Below are 16,739 nucleotides of genomic sequence, written 5' to 3'. Positions count from 1 at the left end.
TGCGCTTCCAGGGCCGCCCGCGTCTCGTCGGTGAGGGTCGCCCACGACGACTCCTTCTGTCCCCACGCGGTCACGGAGAAGAGAATTGCGGATAAGATGAGTGCGTGTTTCGACATGGAGTGATTATATGGACAGCGGCTTGACGGGAAAAACGATCCTGGTAACCGGGGCTTCGGGAGGAATCGGAACGGCGACGGCGCGAGCCCTGGCGGAAGAGGGGGCCAAGCTCGTTCTCCACTGCCATCGCAATCGGGACGGTGTCGAGAAACTAGCGGGGGAGCTCAGGGTGGAGACTGCCGTAGTGCAGGCTGACGTCGCCGATGAGACCGCAGTGGAGGCGATGTATCGAGACGCCCTCGGCGCCCTGGGTCGTCTGGATGGTCTCGTGGTGAACGCCGGGATCTGGATCGAGGACGAGGTTCCACTCCATCGAATGTCGCTCGTGCAGTGGCGAAGCACTCTCGAGGCCGACCTCACCGGCGCGTTCCTCACCTGCCGGGGATTCATGCGCCATCTCGTCGAGCGGCCGCGCGACGATGCCTCGATCGTGCTCGTCGGCTCCACCGCTGCTCTCTTCGGAGAGGAGAACCACGCGGACTACTCCGCCGCAAAAGCCGCCATGGCCTATGGACTGACGCGCAGCTTGAAGAACGAGATCGTTCGGATCGCGCCCCGCGGTCGGGTCAATTGCGTCTGTCCTGGGTGGGTCTCGACTCCGATGGCCGCGGCCGCCATGGACGTTCCCGGCGCGGTCTCGCGAGTGACGGCCACGATGGCACTTCGAAAGATAGCCACACCCGAGGACGTCGCGAGGGCGATCGTTTTCCTGACATCGTCCAAGCTGGCGGGCCATTTGAGTGGCACCATCCTTCCGATCGCGGGGGGCATGGAAGGTCGCTGGCTGCACCGAGATCGAGATTGAACCGAGGAGACCAGTCGATGAGCGCGAACGGCGAAAAAACCGGCATGTACTTCTATCCGCGGATCCGCAAGTCACCGTATTTCGAAGCGACGCAACGCCACGGTGCCACCGCCTACAACGTCTATAACCACATGTACCACCCAATCTGCTACGACGACCCGGTGAGCGAGTACTGGAAGCTGGTGAACGACGTCACCATCTGGGACGTGGCGGTGGAGCGACAGGTGGAGATCACCGGTCCCGATGCACTCGCTTTCACCAACTGGCTCACGCCCCGCGATCTCTCCAAATGTCGAGTTGGGCAATGCAAGTACGTCGTCATCACCGACGAGCGGGGTGGAATCATCAATGACCCCGTACTGGCGCGATTGGGCGAGAACCATTTCTGGCTGGCGGCCGCGGACAGTGACCTTCTGTTGTGGGCGAAAGGGGTCGCCCTTGGTTCCGGGATGCAGGTGACGATCCAGGAGCCCGACGTCTCGCCGTTGCAGATTCAAGGACCCAAGTCCAAAGACGTGGCTCGAGCGCTGTTCGGCGACGAGGTGCTCGAGCTCCCCTACTACCATCTCATGGAGGCCGACCTCAAAGGCATCCCCGTGGTGGTCACCCGTACCGGCTGGAGCGGAGAGGTGGGCTACGAGATCTATCTCCGCGATCGGGACCGCGGAGTCGAGCTGTGGGACAAGGTGGTGGAAGCGGGCCGACCCCACAAGATCGCGGCCATCGCTCCCTCGGAGATTCGGCGCATCGAAGCCGGTATCCTCAACTACGGCGCCGACATGACGCTCGAGAACAATCCGTATGAGGTAGGTCTCGGCTGGCTGGTCGACCTGGACAAAGAGGCTGATTTCATCGGCAAGGAAGCCCTTCGACAGATCCGGGCCGAGGGGGTGACGCGAAAGCTGGTCGGGCTCGAGATCGAGGGCGAGCCCATGCCGGGACACGGCCACAATCAGGATCGATGGCCGGTTCACCGGAGCGGCCGGCCTGTTGGCGAAGTGGTGGATGCGGTCTATTCCCCGCGGCTGAAGAAGAATATCGGTTACGCCATTCTTGCCATCGAGCACACCGAGCTCGGGACGGAGCTGACGAGCGAGACACCGAACGGTCGGGCGCGGGTTACGGTCGTGCCGAGACCTTTCATCGACCCGAAGAAAGAGATCCCGAAGTCCTGAGGAAATGAGAGCACTCACCCGTCGTTTCCTGCTCGCGGTCCTTGTCGCTCTTCCGGCCGTCGCGATCGTCGCCGAGGACGAAACGAAGATCCCGGGCTTTTTTCGCTCCTCGACCGGGAAAGAGCTCGAGGCAGAATCCTTCGTGCAACGGATTCCAACCAGCGACCGACTCGCCGCGCATCTCGCTTATCTCACCGAGGAGCCGCACCCTACCGGGTCGCCGCGAAACATGGAGCTCGCCGACTACGTTCGCGACCGCTTTCTCGAGTACGGGCTCGAGAACGTTCACTTTCACGACACTCCCGCTCTTTTGAGCTACGGGCGCTCGGCATCCGTGAGAATGCTTCAACCCGTCGAGGTGGAGCTCGAGCTCGAAGAGAAGGGATATCCCGAGGACAAGGATAGCTACCTTTACGCCGATCCCGCCGTCGTGCCCTACCACGAGTACGCCGCCTCGGGAGACGTTTCTGCCGAGGTGGTCTATGCCAATAGCGGAAGCCCCGAGGACTTCGAGAAGCTGGACGAGATGGGCGTCGAAGTGCGGAACCGGATCGTCGTCATGCGCTACTCCTCACCCTATAGTTATCGAGGTTACAAGGTGTACCTGGCCGAGAGCCGCGGCGCCGCGGGAGCGATCATCTATTCCGACCCCGAAGACGACGGCTATGCGAAGGGTGAGACCTATCCTCACGGACCCTGGGGGCCGCCGAGCCACATCCAATGGGGCTCGATTGTCTACGACTGGTTCGGCTTCGGCGTCGTGCCGTTTACGTTTCACTGGAAGCAGGAACCCGATGGAACCTGGGTCGAGGGTCCCGTCCGGGACCGCCAGCTGCCGAAGATCCCATCGATACCCATGTCCCACGAGGACGCTGCCGTCATCCTCTCCCGATTGCGCGGACCGGTGGTACCGCCCGAGTGGCAGGGGGGACTACCCTTCACCTATCACACGGGTCCGGGGCCGGTGCAGCTCCGGCTTGCCGTGGACAACGTCGAGTCGATTGGCACGATGCGCAACGTCATCGGCATGATCCCTGGAGCCGAAGAGCCGGATCAGTGGGTAGTGGTGGGGAACCACCGCGACGCCTGGACTTATGGCGCGGTGGACCCTTCGAGCGGCACCGCCGTCCTGCTCGAAGTGGCCCGGGCCCTGGGTGAGGCTGCCCGGAGGGGGCACCGCCCCAAGAGAACGATCGTGTTCGCGAACTGGGACGGCGAAGAGGACCTCCTCGGCGGCTCCACGAGCTGGGCGAAAGAGCATCGGGATCAGCTTCGCCGAGGGGCGGTGGCCTACGTCAACCTGGACAGTGGCGCCCATGGTCCGGATTTCTCCGGCGGCGCCACGCCGGCGCTCGCCGACTTCCTCAAGGACGTAACGAAGTTCGTCAATCATCCCGACGCGGCGGGAAGCGTATACGATGTCTGGGCATCGAGGACCTCGGGCGTGCCCGAGGTCGAGACCATCGTGGGGGCTACGGATTACACCGCCTTCCAGGAAAATATCGGCGTGAGCTGCATCGACCTCTCCTCGGATGGGCCCTACGGCGTCTATCACTCGCAATACGACAACTATTTCTGGTTGAGCCGTATTGGCGACCCCGGCTTTCGGTTCAACATGACTCTCGCTCGGATCCTCGGCGTGGTTGTCTTGCGTCTCGCGAACGCCGATGTTCTCCCGATGCGATACTCGGCCTACGCCGCGACCGTCATCGAGCACATTGCGGAGATCGAGCGAAAAGCAGCGGGCGAGCGCGACATTCAGCTGGACCGAGCACGCGCCGCTGCCGGGCGCTGGGAGACCGCCGCTGCGGCTCTAGAAGGGCGGTTGGACGAGCGAATGGACGGCGACGGCCTTTCGAACGAGGACGCGCGCGCCCTCAATCTCCTTCTCCTGGAGGTCGAGCGGACCATGACCGAAGAAGAAGGACTCGAGAGCCGACCGTTCTTCAAGCATTTGATCTATGCCCCGCAACCCACGTACCGCAAAGAAGTTCTTCCGCGTCTCTTCGAAGCGATCGAGGGTGGCCAGTGGGAGGACATCGAACGGTTCGAGGCTCAGCTCGTCACCGCCTTCGATGATGCTGCCGATCTCCTCCGTCGAGCGACAGCTCTCGTGGAATAAACGACGATGAGCCCGATCAGGAGGCGCCGAGGGCCCTGGGCCCGCCCAGAAGCCTCGCCGGAAGCAACAGGATCGCGCGCAAGAGCTCGAATACACTCGTTACCGCGATGCCAAGAAGGCGAAACGGCAGGAGAAGAAGCCACACGAACGGGTAGACGACAAGAGCCAGCAGGGCGAGCGGCCAGCAAAGGATGAAGAGAATCAGCCAAAGCAAGAATTTCGTCATCTCACTGAAGAATACGAACGAGGGGTTCCCGGAGTTCAGCTTCCCGACCGCACTTTAATGCGGTCCAAGGCGTCGGCGAGGTCCGCCTTCATCTCCTCCACATCCTCGAGGCCGATGCTGAGTCTCACGATGGTTCGTTCCTGGTAGCGAAACGGGTGCACGCGATCGGTGATACGCGCGACTTTGACGAGGCTCTGAAAGCCCCCCCAGCTCAAGCCGATGGCGAAAACCCGCATCGGATCGAGAAAGGTCGAAAGCTCGTCTCTGGATGGCTCCTGGTTGAGCAGGAACCCGAAGACGCCGGAAGCTCCGGTCATGTCGCGCTTCCAGACCGCGTGCTCGGGGTGGCTCTCGAGCGCCGGATGGAGCACAGTCTCGACCGCCGGGTGAGCCTCGAGCCATCGAGCGATCTCGAGGCCGGCTGCCTGATGCTGCGCCAGCCGCACTCGCAGCGTCCGCAGCCCTCGCGAAGCCGCGTAGCAGGAGTCGGGTGAGGCAAAACGCTCGGTCGTTTCGTAGAAGGCCTGGAGCTCCGAGAATCGCTCCTGGTTGACGGTGACGGCCCCGAGCAGTATGTCGGAATGCCCGGCGATGTATTTGCTCACGGAGTGAATGGAGACGTCCACTCCGTGCGCGAACGGCTTGAAGAAAAGGGGTGTCGCCCAGGTGTTGTCGAGCACGCTCACGATGCCTCTCTCCCGAGCGATTCGGGCGACGGCGGGAACATCCTGGATCTCGAATGTGTTGGATCCCGGTGATTCCAGATAAACGATCCGGGTGTTGGATCTCAGAAACCGCTCCACGTCCGAGCCGACGTTTGGCGGCACGTACTCGACATCGACCCCGTACTTCGCCAGCACTCGGTCGCAGAAATCGCGAGTGGGTCCATAGACGTTGTCGCAAACGAGGATGTGATCCCCGCTCCTGGTGAACGCCATCAATGCGGTGGCGATGGCGTCGAATCCCGAGGGGCAGATCCGACAGGCGTGTCCGCCTTCCAGCTGGGCCAAGGCGTTTTCCAGCCAGAGTTGTACCGGCGATCCGTAGGTGCCGTACAGCTTGCCATGATAGGGCTTCTGGTCCGCTTCCAAGAAGCTCTCATAGGTCTCGTACAACACCGTCGAGGCCCGATGGACGGGCGGATTGACGGTGAGGAAATGGTCGGTTTCGGTCGGGAATCGATCGCGTTTCGGTATCGTCATCGTGACGCCTCGCCGCGGAGCGGCTCTCGCAAACAGTAATATAGAGCATGGGTTCCGACCTCGCAGCCCTCCTCGCCAGGATCACGCTGTTAGCCTTTTCCGCGTCCGTGCCGCTCTATGTCATCACCTCCACCCTCGCCCGGCTGCCCACCCTCGGGGTGCCGGTGTCGGGCGTTCTCCCGTCGGCTCTTCGTGACAGCTTCGCAGAGCCGCGAGAAGGAGCTCGCTCGCACGGTGCGATCGATATCGAGGCACCCGAAGGAACCGCGGTCGTGGCTGCCTCCGGAGGCATCGTTCGACGGATCTCCGCGAGCTCGCTCGGTGGCAAAGGCGTTTACCTGATCGACCGAGGCCGTGGGCTTTGCCACTATTACGGACATCTCTCGCGTTATGCCCCTGGCCTCGAGAAAGGCCAGTTCGCCTCCCGCGGAGAGGTTCTTGGTTTCGTCGGCTCGACGGGAAACGCGAGCTCAGAGGCGCCCCATCTCCACTTCGCCGTGTTTCCGCTGCTATCGGACGGCTCCTGCGGGCGCGACGAGCCGCTGAATCCCTACCCACTTCTGACCGACGTGCGGTGACGTCACCGACAGGGATGGAGCATGGCTAGCTCTGGTCCCTCACCACGATGAGCTCGATGTCGTTCCGGTCCAGCGTGCCGATGGCGAAGACGGTGGATGCTGTCGATGCAGGCAAGTCAACGCCGAACCGGGTCGTCACTTCCTCACCGGTGCCGCCACGAAGGAGCTCGAAAGCGTAAACGCCAGGAATGAGCTCGACCCTGGGCGAGCCCATATAGCGGGCGACGTCGGTCACCAGCAACGGTCCGTTGACCACGCGCAGGTCGAAGCTCGCGGGATAATCGGCGACGGCGTTGAAAAGGGTCACCCGGGCTCGGTTGGAAACCGTCGAAAGATCATCGCTGTGCTCGACGATCTCGATCGGGTTTCTCCCCACGACCGCGAGGGTCACGGCTTCTCCGCCGGTGAGGAGGAAATTCGATTCCACCAGCGCCAGGCGTCGCTGGCCCGCAGGAAAAATCTGGAGCCGGTGCTCGCCTTCGGGCAGGTCTTCATAGCTCATGACTTCGCCATAGGCGAGTCCCTGCGAGAGCACGATGCCGTCCACGAGAACGTCGACGGTGCGCGCGTCTCGGGTGAGCTGCGCCGCGCGAAAGCTTCCCACCGAGCTCGCCGCCGGCGGCTCGGGTTGGGGCTGGCTCGGTTCGCTCGGTGACGTCGGGGATTGAGTGTCCTCACAGGCGACAACGCCGAGACCCAGGGAGACCACCAGAACGAGTCTGACAATCCTGATTGCGGTAAGCCTTCTATTGGTTGTCATGTTAAGCACCTCCATTTGTGCTCGACAAAGAGGCGCGCTGGATGGGAACTCGACGACAGGACGTTGAGCCGTCGCTCGCGCTCGCCAGCTACTGGCGACGCGCAACACCAAATCTCCGGTTGTAGAGTGACTGGATATTCCTCCAGCTCGAGTCTGGGAACTGTGTCAAAGATCACGTTCTTGCCCTACTAGACTAGACTAGTTGCTGCCGTCGCCGACGTTTACATATGCTTGAGACGTCGTTCCCGATCAGCAGGCTGATGAAAAAGTACAGCCCAGCCTGCGCGAGCGGAGCGAGCCCGGCGCGCTTGCCGCGCCGTAAGCAGCCCGAGCCGTGGCGGCCCGATCGATTACGGGTCCCGCCACGGCATTGAGCACTAAAGAAACGCCATGACGGCCTGGTCACCGGAGCAGTACCTGAGATTTGCCGATGAGCGAACACGCCCGGCGCGCGACCTTCTCGCGCAGGTGCCGGCCTCGTCGCCCGCTCGCATCTACGATCTCGGTTGCGGTCCGGGCAACTCGACTGCGCTCCTCAGAGAGGCTTATCCGAGCGCCAAGATCGTCGGTATCGACAATTCCGAAGAGATGCTCGCCGAGGCTCGCCGGGCGCTGCCCTCCTGCACGTTCGTGCTTGCCGACCTCGGTCGATGGCTGCCGGAGAACACCGCCGACCTCCTGTTCTCGAATGCGGCATTCCATTGGATTCCCGATCATGTCGAGATTTTGAAGCGGCTGGCGACGAAGCTCGGAAGGGGCGGCGTTCTCGCGGTGCAGATGCCGGACAATCTCGATGAACCGAGTCACCGGCTGATGCAGGAAACTGCGGCGGGGGGCCCATGGTCGAATAAACTCGGAAACGCCGATGGTGCCCGTGCGGTTCTCCTGTCGCCGCAACGCTACTACGATGTGCTGAGGTCCGTCTGTTCCCGCGTCGAGATCTGGCACACGATCTACAACCATCCGCTCGACGGTGCCAAGGCCATCGTGGACTTCATGGGATCCACGGCCTTGCGTCCTTTTCTCGGTCCTCTCGACGAAGAAGAGCGCGCGCGGTTCCTCGCCGACTATACGGACCGCGTGGCCAAGGCCTATCCGGTGGGACCGGACGGAAGGGCGCTCCTTCGTTTTCCACGTCTGTTCATCGTGGCGGCCAAGTAAACCGACAGAAATCTAGCCGCCTGGCCCCGCTGAAGCAAACTGAGAAGACGTCCTATCGATCGAGGACCACATCGATTCCTTCGAGAATCCCCTCGAGCAGACGGCCGCTGATCTTGTCCACGTGCTCCGAAAGCAGATTTCTGTCTACGGCAATGATCTGCGAGACATTGGCTACCGAATCCTTCTCGAGCCGCGTATCCGCTCGACGAAGCACGACGTTTCCAGGCGCATCCTTCCAAATCAGATTGCTCGTCAGCGGAACACAGACGACGGTATGGATCTGACTCCGGTTCAGCGGATCGCCCTGGACCACCAGCACGGGACGTCGAAACCCGGGACCGGAACCGGTTGGCGCTGGCAGATCACACCACCAGATGTCGCCCTGACGAACTACCACTCTGATTTGGACAGGACGTTCTTCGCCGCCGCCGCGACGAAGTCGTCACACGGCTCATCGAGTCGTTCGACGACACGATTCATTGCGTCCGTGATCGATTCAGGCCGCATTCGGGTGACGTATTCTTCTACCGCGAGGCTATAGAGCTGGCTCCGCGACATGCCAAGTCTGCGAGCCAGCCGATCAGCCTTCTTGAAGACATCGTCAGGAATGGAAATGGCTGTCTTCATACCATTAGTATAACCAAGAGCGAGACCGTGGCCAATTCCCTCGTCCGCGAAGATTTCGCCTCGCTCGCGTGGTAGCGCGCTGCATCCGGGTCGGCACGAGAAGCTCGAGTCCCGAACCAGTTCTGGCATGCAGCGCGAGAGGCCGCCGCGGTCGTACCCGTCTACGGTGTTCCCGGAGATTGAGAGAGGATTCGCAGGATACCCGGTCCCCGTCACCTCGTCAGCAGGCGCACGACTTGGAACAGGCCGAGAGCGCTGACGACGAGCACCACGAGACCACCGAGCCAGTTGGCGAGCGCTCGATTTCGAAAGCCCTGCATGAGCTCTTTGTTGTTGACTACGGAGAGCAGGAACACCGCGACCACCGGCAAGAGCAAGCCGTTCGCCGCCTGAGCCAGCACGATCGCCTCGGTCGGGCTCCCACCGAGAAGGGCCAGGACCAGTCCGGTTCCCACGACGAGCGAAGCGACGAGACGAAACGGAGTAGAGCGTAGATCGCTCGATAGCCCGAGCGCGCCGGTGGTCGCGTAAGCGGCGGCCAGAGGCGCCGTCACCGCGCTCGTGAGCCCCGCGGCGAACAGACCGAGCCCGAAGAACGTGCGCGCCCACCGGCCGAGAACGGGCTCGAGTTGCGAGGCGATCGAAGCCGGGCTCGATACGTCGGCGAGGGGCGTGGCGTTGACGACGATCGCCAGCGTCACTAGCCCTCCGAGAGCCACGGAGAGGGCCGTGTCCCACCGCGATTCGGTGAGTGCTTTTCGCGTCGGCACCGCCTCCCACTTCTCCTGGACCGTGCTCGCATGGAGGAAGAGGTTGTAAGGGACGACAGTGGTTCCGATGAGGGCGATGACCGTGAGCAACGAGCCGTCGGGAATTGACGGGACGAGCCCTCCGATGAGATCGCCCAGCGAAGGTCGTACGAGCGCGGCCGTTGTGAGGAAGACGAAACTCATGAAGATCACGAGGACCACGAGGACGCCCTGAATCCTGCGGTAGGTACCGCTCAGCAAGAGGGTCCAGGAAACGAGTGCGAGCACGAATGCCCAGAGCTGCGGGGGTTGGCCGCTCAGGATTTCCAGTCCGAGCGATGCGCCGAGAAGATTCCCCGTCTCGTAGGCCGCGTTTCCCAGGGTGATCGCGCAGACGATGAGGGATAGGGCGAGGGCTCGTGCGAGCGGACGGCGGAAACTTTCTCGAATGGCCGCGCTCAACCCGTGGCGCGTAACGATGCCCACTCGGGCGGCCATTTCCTGCAATACGGCCGTCGCGACGGCCGAGAAGGTCACGGCCCAGATGAGCGCCAAGCCGAAGCTCGAGCCGGCTCGGGACGCGGTAACGATGGTTCCCGGTCCAATGAAGGCGGCCGTGACCAGCAGACCAGGCCCGAACCGTGAGAGCTTCATCGCGGGGACCGCTCATACTAACATTGGACCGTGATTGAGGAGCTCCGGCGGGCCCTCGGGGCCTATCGAGAAGAGATGGCGCACTTCATCGGAGAGCTCATCTCTATCCCCACCGAGAACCCTCCCGGTCGTTTCTACGAGCGCTGTCTTCTGCGGATCGCGGACCAGCTCGAAGCGCTCGAATTCCCTTCGCAGGTCGAGCCCGTCCCCGACGGGGGCCTCGAGGCCGAGAATCGACGCTTTTGGCTTCGCTCGGATTGGGGACAGGGAGACCGGGCCGTCTATTTCCACGGCCATGTGGATGTCGTTCCCGCCTTCGATCCCTCGCAATTCGTGCCGCAGGTGAGCGAGGAGACGATTTTCGGTCGTGGATCGACCGACATGAAAGGCGGCCTCGTTTCGATGATTTATGCGATGAAGGCGCTGGCATCATGCGGTATCGAGCTTGCCGGCCGGATCGCGCTCCGCATCGTTCCCGACGAGGAGACCGGCGGAGAGCGGGGCTCACGGGCGGTGAGTCGAGCGGGTCGATTGTTCGATGAGGATGCCGTCGCGATGCTCACCGCCGAGCCTACCGGAGGCGTCGTCTGGAACGCGAGCCGAGGCGCCATCACCTGCCGGGTTCACACGACCGGTCGCACGGCCCACGTGGGACACGCCTATCGAGGCGTGAACGCCTTCGAGAAGGCCGTCGCCGTCGCCGACGCGCTTCGGGTCTTGAAGAACGACGTGGCATCGCACCGAACGGAATACTCGATAGAGCCCGACGCGGCGCGCCACTCCATCTTGATGATGGGAGGAGAAGTGAAGGGGGGCGCGAACTTCAACGTGGTGCCGGAACGGTTCTCGTTCACCGTCGACCGGCGCGTAAACCCCGAAGAGGATCATGAACGGGAGAAGCGCCGCCTGCTCGGGGTGATCGAAGCGAACGGGGGAACGGTCGAGCTGATCCAGGAAGCACGCGCCGCGGCGGTGTCGAGTACCCACCCCGCAGCCGAAGCGCTCGGGAGGGCCATCGAAGAGGTGCGTGGCGAGACGGCGCCGTTCGAGCTCTGTCCCGGGCTCCTCGAGATTCGCTTCTACGCCGAGAAGGGCGTCCCTGCTTTCGCCTATGGTCCCGGCCTTCTCTCGGTGGCCCACGGACCCAACGAGTTCGTGAAGCGCCGCGATATCGAGGAGTGCGCCCTCATCTACGCGCTTTTCGCCGCGCGGCTCCTCACCCGATGAATCGGCGCCTGGGCCGGCGCTTCTACCGGCGCGATCCGGTCACCCTGGCGCGGGCGCTTCTCGGTCAGGTTCTCGTCCGCCGCACCGATGACGGCGCACGGTTGAGCGGGCGCATCGTCGAGGTCGAGGCCTACCTCGGAGCCCCCGACCGGGCGGCCCACAGCTACGGGGGCCGGCGAACGCCCCGCAACGAATCGATGTGGCTCGACGGGGGCCATGCGTATGTTTACTTCGTCTACGGCATGCACTGGTGCCTCAACATCGTAGCAGAGCGAGAGGGGGTTCCCACGGCCTGCCTCATACGTGGCCTCGAGCCTCTCGAGGGCCTCGACGAGATGAGGCCCCGGCGAGGTGGTCGACAGGATTCCGAGCTCTGCTCCGGCCCGGCCAAGCTGACGCAGGCGTTGGCCATCGACCGCGCTTTCGATGGTACCGATCTGGTCACGAGCGACGAGCTCTACCTCGTGCGAGGAAATGTCGTTTCGCCCCGCCGGATCGAGAGGTCACCCCGAATCGGAGTCGCCTACGCGGGTGAGTGGGCGGCCAAGCCGCTGCGCTTCGTCATTCGCCCGAGCTGAGCTCCGGTACTTGCCCGATTGTTCCTCAGCGCTTCAAAACGCGCTTTGCGGCGTTGTACCCGCACGCCCCGGTGATGCCACCGCCAGGATGGGTGGCGGCTCCGCAAAGATACAGGCCTTCGATCGGGGACTCGTAGCGGGACCAGCCGGGCACGGGGCGCATGAGGAACATCTGATCGAGCGCCATCTCGCCCTGGTGCCAGTTTCCCTCGGGAAGGCCGAGCCTCTCCTCGTAGTCAGAAGGCATCCAGAGATCTTTGGCCACGATGCTCGTCTTCAATCCGGGTGCCGCCTCCTCGAGCCTTTCCAGAATTCGTGCCTCGACCTCGCTTCGGTCGCTCGAGGCGAACGGAACGTACTGCGCGGTTACACTCAAACTCTGATTCGACGCGAAACATCGGAGCCACGGTCGTTTCGAGAGCTGGCCGTATTTGGACGCATCGTAGGCTCGCTCGAAGTCGTCGAGGCTCTCTCCTACCACCACCAGGCGGGCGTCACCGCAGGGGAATCGCACGGGTTCCGAAAGCGCGAGGTTCAGCTTGGCGGTGACGCCGCGGTAGCGTATCGCCCCGACTTCGGCGACGAAGCTCGCAGGAAGCTCGCTCGGGTGCACGAGCTTCTCGAACGTCGTCCTCGCCGCAAGGCCCGAGAGAACCAGGTCCGCCGGAATCTCTTCCCCGCTTTCGAGCGCGACACCTCGAGCCCTTCCGCCTTCGACCAGGATGCGGGCGACGGCCGCATCGGTACGAACCTTCGCACCGCAGGCGGCGAGGAGCTGTTCGGACAGATCGGCCGCGACCCCCGGTCGGCCAAGTCTCTGGTAGAGAAAGAGAGCCGCGGTCCCCGCCGAGCGCGGTCCGAGGCACACGCCCTCGACGGCAGCAGCGCCCAACGTAGCTTTGAGCCGGTCGTTCTCGAACCACTCGTCGAGGAAGTCGGCGAGGGACATGGGAGCGATGCGCAACAGTTCATGCATCGCGCGCGTGCCGAGCTGGCGAAAGCCCCAGCCGAGCTTGAGAAGCTCGACGAGGTCCGAGCCCGACTCGATGCGCGGTTCGGGCGCAGGTTTGGAGAGCAAAGGTCTCAGAAAGTCGCAGAGCTTTTCGACCAGCGCCTCGAATCGAGGATAGGCCTCGGCGTCTTTCCGCGAAAGAGCTTTGATCTGCTCGGCGCTCTTCGCCGGATCCGCGAAGAGAACGAGCCCCGAGGCGTTGGCCACGACGGGGTCCAACGGCTGGACGCGAATCCCGAGGTCTTTCGCCACCTGCGGTAACAGCAAGCCGACGTTGTCGGGTCCGACCGTCGCCCGACGACCCGGCGCGAACTCGTGAGTGGCCGCCAAGCCTCCGACCCGGTTCTGTTTCTCGAGAACGAGTACGTCGAGCCCCCCTTTGACGAGATACGAGGCCGCCGTCAGCCCATTGACCCCGGAGCCGATTACGATCGCCCGGGTCACGAGGCAGCCTTCAGCATCTCGATGGCGGCGAGCTTGCCGGGAGCGCCCATCACCCCTCCTCCCGGGTGGGCGCCCGAGCCCGCGAGGTAAAGGCCCTGAAGCGGGGTCTTGAACTGGGCCCAGCCGGCGACCGGTCTGAGGAAGAAGAGCTGATCGAGCGTGAGCTCACCGTGAAAGATGTTCCCTTCGGTGAGCCCGATCGTGCGTTCCATGTCCCAGGGCGAGACCACCTGGCGGCCGATAATGGAGCGTCTCAGGTTGGGCGCGTACTCCGAGAGGGTATCGACCACGGCGTCGCCGAAGGCCTCGCGCTTTTCCTCCCAGGTTGCCCCTTTGATGTGGTAGGGCGCGTACTGAACGAAGATGGACATGACGTGCTTTCCCGGAGGGGCCATCGATGGATCGATGGTTGATGGGATCAAGATATCCAGGTAGGGATGGCTCGAGAACGTCCCGTACTTCGCCTCGTCGTAGGCGCGCTCGATATATTCCATGCTCGGGCTTATCGAGATCGAGCCCCGAAGGTGCGGGCCATCTCCGGGAAGACAGGTGAAGTCGGGAAGCTCGCTCAAGGCGAGGTTCACCTTGCCCGAGGAGCCACGGATCTTGAACCGGCGCACGTCGGCAACGAAGTCCGACGGAAGGGCACTCTCGTCGATGAGGTTCAGGAACGTCCGCTTGGGGTCGAGGCTCGAGGCGATCTGACTCGCTTCGATCTCCTCACCCGACTCGAGGACGACGCCGGTTGCCCGGCCGTTCTTCGAAACGATCTTCGCGACCCCCGCCTCGGTTCGGATCTCCGCACCCAGGCTTCGCGCTGCCGAGGCGAGCGAGCCGGAGACGGCACCCATCCCCCCGCGAGCGAAACCCCAGGAGCGCGAGACGCCGTCGATCTCGCCCATATAATGATGTAGCAGAACGTAGGCCGACCCGGGAGAGCGCGGCGAGAGAAACGTTCCGATGATGCCGCTTGCCGACATCGTGGCCTTCAACGGATCGCACTCGAACCAGCGGTCGAGGTAATCCGCGGCGCTTGCGGTCATCAGTCGCACGAGATCGTAAAGGCGCCGGTTCCCGAGGCCGCGGAAGTGTTGCGCGAGTCGGTTGAGGCCCGCCAGGTCCGACGGCCTCATCGAGCTCGGCTCGGGCGGGCGCATCATGAGCAGGTCCCGGACGGCCCGAGCCATGTGGTGCATGTGAAGGCCGAACCGGGAGTAGGCATCCCCGTCTTTTCTCGAGAACTTCGCAATCTCCTGGCGAGTCTTTTCGGCATCGTGCCAGCGGGCGAGGTAGCGTCCGTCGGGAAGCGGCGTGAACGTGCCGTCGAGGGCGAGGAGCTGGAGGCCGTGTTTTGGAAGCTCGAGCTCCTCGATGATCTCGGGTCTCAACAGGCTCACGACATACGAGAAGACGGAGAATTTGAATCCGGGAACGATCTCTTCCGTAACCGTCGCACCCCCGATGACGTCGCGCTTTTCGAGTACCAGGACTTTCTTGCCCGCTCGGGCGAGGTAGGCAGCGTTCACCAGCCCGTTGTGCCCCGCCCCGAGCACCACGGCGTCATACTTGGTGGTTGCCATATTGTGGGACACTATATTGCAATGTGGACAGAACGCAAAGTACACTGATTCATGGCGATCGGGACTCCCTTCCATTCACGAACGGCGCCGCTTTGCACGAGCCTCAGGTGGAAGCAGTGGTCCGGCTACTTCGTCGCCGTAGTCTACGACGACTTCCACGACCCGGAGTACCACGCGATTCGAAGTGGGGCCGGTCTCATCGACGTCTCCCCTCTGTTCAAGTACGACATCCGCGGACCCGATGCGGAGCGGCTCGTCGACCGGGTCATCACCCGCGATGCAACCAAGTGCCAGGTCGGCCAGGTTCTCTATGCCGCGTGGTGCGACGACGAAGGGAAGATCCTTCAAGACGGCTGCTTCCAGAGGCTCGATAAGGACTTTTTCCGGGCGACCGCGGCGGAGCAGGCGCTTTCCTGGTTCACCCTCAATGCCGAGGGCATGAACGTGTCGATCGAGGACGTCTCCGAGAGCTACGGGGCACTCGCGCTTCAGGGCCCACGTTCGCGGGAGATCCTCCAATCCATCTCGACCGAGGACCTCACGAAGCTTCGCTTCTTCCGCCTCGCCCGCACCGAGCTTCGAGGCGTCCCCGTGGTCGTGAGCCGCACCGGCTACACGGGAGATCTGGGCTACGAGATCTGGGTGGAGGCCGAGAGGGCCGAGAGCATCTGGGACGCGCTCATGGACGCCGGAGAGGGGCTCGGTATCGAGCCCGCGGGCATGGGCGCGCTCGACCGAACCCGAGTCGAAGCCGGCTTTCCACTGATCGACGTCGACTTCTGGAATGCGGAAAAGACGTTCATCGAGAGCCAGAAGTCCACGCCCTACGAGATCAACATGGGCTGGGCGGTGAACTTCAATAAAGGACCCTTCGTCGGGAAGCGAGCCCTCGCCGAGGCCAACGCGCGGGGAATGGAGCGTTTCTTCGTCGGTCTCGAAGTCCCGTTCAAGGAGATCGAACGGCTGTATGCGCTCGAGGGCCTCGCTCCTCAGCTATCGAACGAGGCCTCGCGCCTGGGCGTTCCGGTCTACGCGGACGGACGGCAGGTGGGAAAGGCCACGACCACCTGCTGGTCCACTCTTCTCAAGAAGTACATCGCTCTGGCCACCGTCGATAAGGGTCACGAGAAGCCGGAAACGCCGCTCCAGGTCGAGTTCACCGTGGAATATGTGAGACGTCGAGCAAGTGCCAAGGTCACGGGGCTTCCCTTCTTCGACCCCGAGAGAAAACGGAGCGTACCGTGAGGGCCGGTCTCGCGATTCTCGACGAGGCTCTGGTCGAGCGGATCGTCGACGAGGCGCTATCGGTTCTCGAGAAGACCGGAGTTCTGGTCGAGCAGCAAGAGGCTTTCGACCGCCTCGTCGCCTGCGGATTCGTGGGAAACGCCGACAGCCGCCGGATCACGTTTCCGCGCAAGACGGTGCTCGATGCGATCGATTCCGCTCCCTCGTCTCTGACGCTTCACGACCGCGACGGCAATCCCTACGCCACCCTCGAAGGCGACCGGGTGCACTTCGTGCCGGCTTCCTCCGCACTCCGTATTCTCGATCGAAAGACGGAGGAGGTGCGGGAAGGAAGCTCGAAGGACTTCGTCGAGTACGTCAAGATCGCCGACGGTCTGAAGCACATCGCGTATTTGTCGACCGCCTTCATTCCCCGGGACGTGCCTCAGGACATTGCCGATGCCTGGCGGCTCTACATGGTGCTCGCCTTCTCGAAGC

The 16,739-nt window shown here is 63.1% G+C and carries 17 protein-coding genes; 9 read left to right on the top strand and 8 right to left on the bottom strand.

The annotated features are described in order from the left end of the window. Nucleotides 1–139: 139 nt before the first annotated feature. From VEK15_20210 to VEK15_20200, 3 genes are read left to right on the top strand one after another with little or no spacing between them, the layout of a single operon-like run. Entirely contained in the window at nucleotides 140–922 is a 783-nt protein-coding gene (locus VEK15_20210; GenBank protein HXV63035.1) for an SDR family NAD(P)-dependent oxidoreductase, read from the top strand. A 17-nt stretch (nucleotides 923–939) separates the two neighbouring features. Beyond that, complete coding sequence (locus tag VEK15_20205; protein HXV63034.1) at nucleotides 940–2,097, top strand: glycine cleavage T C-terminal barrel domain-containing protein; 1,158 nt, start codon at nucleotides 940–942, stop codon at nucleotides 2,095–2,097. A 4-nt stretch (nucleotides 2,098–2,101) separates the two neighbouring features. Next, nucleotides 2,102–4,219: a M28 family peptidase gene (locus tag VEK15_20200; GenBank protein ID HXV63033.1), complete on the top strand. Its 2,118-nt coding sequence runs from the start codon at nucleotides 2,102–2,104 to the stop codon at nucleotides 4,217–4,219. 16 nt (nucleotides 4,220–4,235) lie between these two features. On the opposite strand, the gene VEK15_20195 is transcribed toward VEK15_20200, so the two are convergent. Both VEK15_20195 and metC read right to left on the bottom strand, forming a co-directional pair. After that, on the bottom strand, nucleotides 4,236–4,445 hold the full coding sequence (locus VEK15_20195) for a hypothetical protein (GenBank protein ID HXV63032.1): 210 nt from the start codon (nucleotides 4,443–4,445) through the stop codon (nucleotides 4,236–4,238). A gap of 35 nt (nucleotides 4,446–4,480) precedes the next feature. Continuing rightward, nucleotides 4,481–5,647 carry a cystathionine beta-lyase gene (gene metC, locus VEK15_20190; protein ID HXV63031.1) on the bottom strand — a complete coding sequence of 389 codons (1,167 nt, stop codon included), beginning with the start codon at nucleotides 5,645–5,647 and terminating at the stop codon, nucleotides 4,481–4,483. A gap of 47 nt (nucleotides 5,648–5,694) precedes the next feature. On the opposite strand from metC, the gene VEK15_20185 reads away from it, so the two are divergent. Next, complete coding sequence (locus VEK15_20185; protein ID HXV63030.1) at nucleotides 5,695–6,225, top strand: M23 family metallopeptidase; 531 nt, start codon at nucleotides 5,695–5,697, stop codon at nucleotides 6,223–6,225. A gap of 25 nt (nucleotides 6,226–6,250) precedes the next feature. Here the strand turns inward: VEK15_20185 and VEK15_20180 are convergent, their stop codons facing one another. Then, nucleotides 6,251–6,985 carry a DUF4397 domain-containing protein gene (locus tag VEK15_20180; protein ID HXV63029.1) on the bottom strand — a complete coding sequence of 245 codons (735 nt, stop codon included), beginning with the start codon at nucleotides 6,983–6,985 and terminating at the stop codon, nucleotides 6,251–6,253. A gap of 390 nt (nucleotides 6,986–7,375) precedes the next feature. On the opposite strand from VEK15_20180, the gene tam reads away from it, so the two are divergent. Beyond that, nucleotides 7,376–8,146: a trans-aconitate 2-methyltransferase gene (gene tam / locus VEK15_20175; GenBank protein ID HXV63028.1), complete on the top strand. Its 771-nt coding sequence runs from the start codon at nucleotides 7,376–7,378 to the stop codon at nucleotides 8,144–8,146. A 52-nt stretch (nucleotides 8,147–8,198) separates the two neighbouring features. Here tam and VEK15_20170 read toward each other — a convergent pair whose 3' ends face one another. The 3 genes from VEK15_20170 to VEK15_20160 all read right to left on the bottom strand — a co-directional run bounded on the left by VEK15_20170 (nucleotide 8,199) and on the right by VEK15_20160 (nucleotide 10,176). Continuing rightward, nucleotides 8,199–8,543: a type II toxin-antitoxin system PemK/MazF family toxin gene (locus tag VEK15_20170; GenBank protein ID HXV63027.1), complete on the bottom strand. Its 345-nt coding sequence runs from the start codon at nucleotides 8,541–8,543 to the stop codon at nucleotides 8,199–8,201. Then, nucleotides 8,537–8,773, bottom strand: coding sequence for a CopG family transcriptional regulator (locus tag VEK15_20165; protein ID HXV63026.1), 237 nt, complete (start codon nucleotides 8,771–8,773; stop codon nucleotides 8,537–8,539). Before VEK15_20165 ends, VEK15_20170 begins: the two co-directional genes overlap by 7 nt. A gap of 212 nt (nucleotides 8,774–8,985) precedes the next feature. After that, on the bottom strand, nucleotides 8,986–10,176 hold the full coding sequence (locus VEK15_20160; GenBank protein ID HXV63025.1) for an Nramp family divalent metal transporter: 1,191 nt from the start codon (nucleotides 10,174–10,176) through the stop codon (nucleotides 8,986–8,988). Between the two features lie 30 nt (nucleotides 10,177–10,206). Between VEK15_20160 and VEK15_20155 the strand changes: the two genes are divergently transcribed. Both VEK15_20155 and VEK15_20150 read left to right on the top strand, forming a co-directional pair. Further along, nucleotides 10,207–11,403, top strand: a complete 1,197-nt coding sequence (locus VEK15_20155; protein HXV63024.1) for an ArgE/DapE family deacylase — start codon at nucleotides 10,207–10,209, stop codon at nucleotides 11,401–11,403. Beyond that, nucleotides 11,400–11,981 carry a DNA-3-methyladenine glycosylase gene (locus tag VEK15_20150; GenBank protein HXV63023.1) on the top strand — a complete coding sequence of 194 codons (582 nt, stop codon included), beginning with the start codon at nucleotides 11,400–11,402 and terminating at the stop codon, nucleotides 11,979–11,981. The genes VEK15_20155 and VEK15_20150 overlap by 4 nt, the downstream gene beginning before the upstream one ends. Before the next feature lie 25 nt (nucleotides 11,982–12,006). Here the strand turns inward: VEK15_20150 and VEK15_20145 are convergent, their stop codons facing one another. Further along, a complete protein-coding gene (locus VEK15_20145) occupies nucleotides 12,007–13,437 on the bottom strand; it encodes an NAD(P)/FAD-dependent oxidoreductase (protein HXV63022.1) in 1,431 nt (476 codons plus the stop codon). Continuing rightward, nucleotides 13,434–15,017, bottom strand: coding sequence for an NAD(P)/FAD-dependent oxidoreductase (locus VEK15_20140; GenBank protein HXV63021.1), 1,584 nt, complete (start codon nucleotides 15,015–15,017; stop codon nucleotides 13,434–13,436). Before VEK15_20140 ends, VEK15_20145 begins: the two co-directional genes overlap by 4 nt. Before the next feature lie 51 nt (nucleotides 15,018–15,068). On the opposite strand from VEK15_20140, the gene VEK15_20135 reads away from it, so the two are divergent. Beyond that, complete coding sequence (locus VEK15_20135; protein HXV63020.1) at nucleotides 15,069–16,262, top strand: aminomethyltransferase family protein; 1,194 nt, start codon at nucleotides 15,069–15,071, stop codon at nucleotides 16,260–16,262. Beyond that, a partial coding sequence (locus VEK15_20130; GenBank protein HXV63019.1) for a trimethylamine methyltransferase family protein occupies nucleotides 16,259–16,739 on the top strand: 481 nt, incomplete at its 3' end. The genes VEK15_20135 and VEK15_20130, both read left to right, overlap by 4 nt.

It is taken from the genome of Vicinamibacteria bacterium (assembly GCA_035620555.1).
Taxonomy (GTDB): Bacteria; Acidobacteriota; Vicinamibacteria; order Marinacidobacterales; family SMYC01; genus DASPGQ01.
Note: the sequence above shows the minus strand (reverse complement) of the source record. Positions and strands in the feature narration are given on the sequence as shown.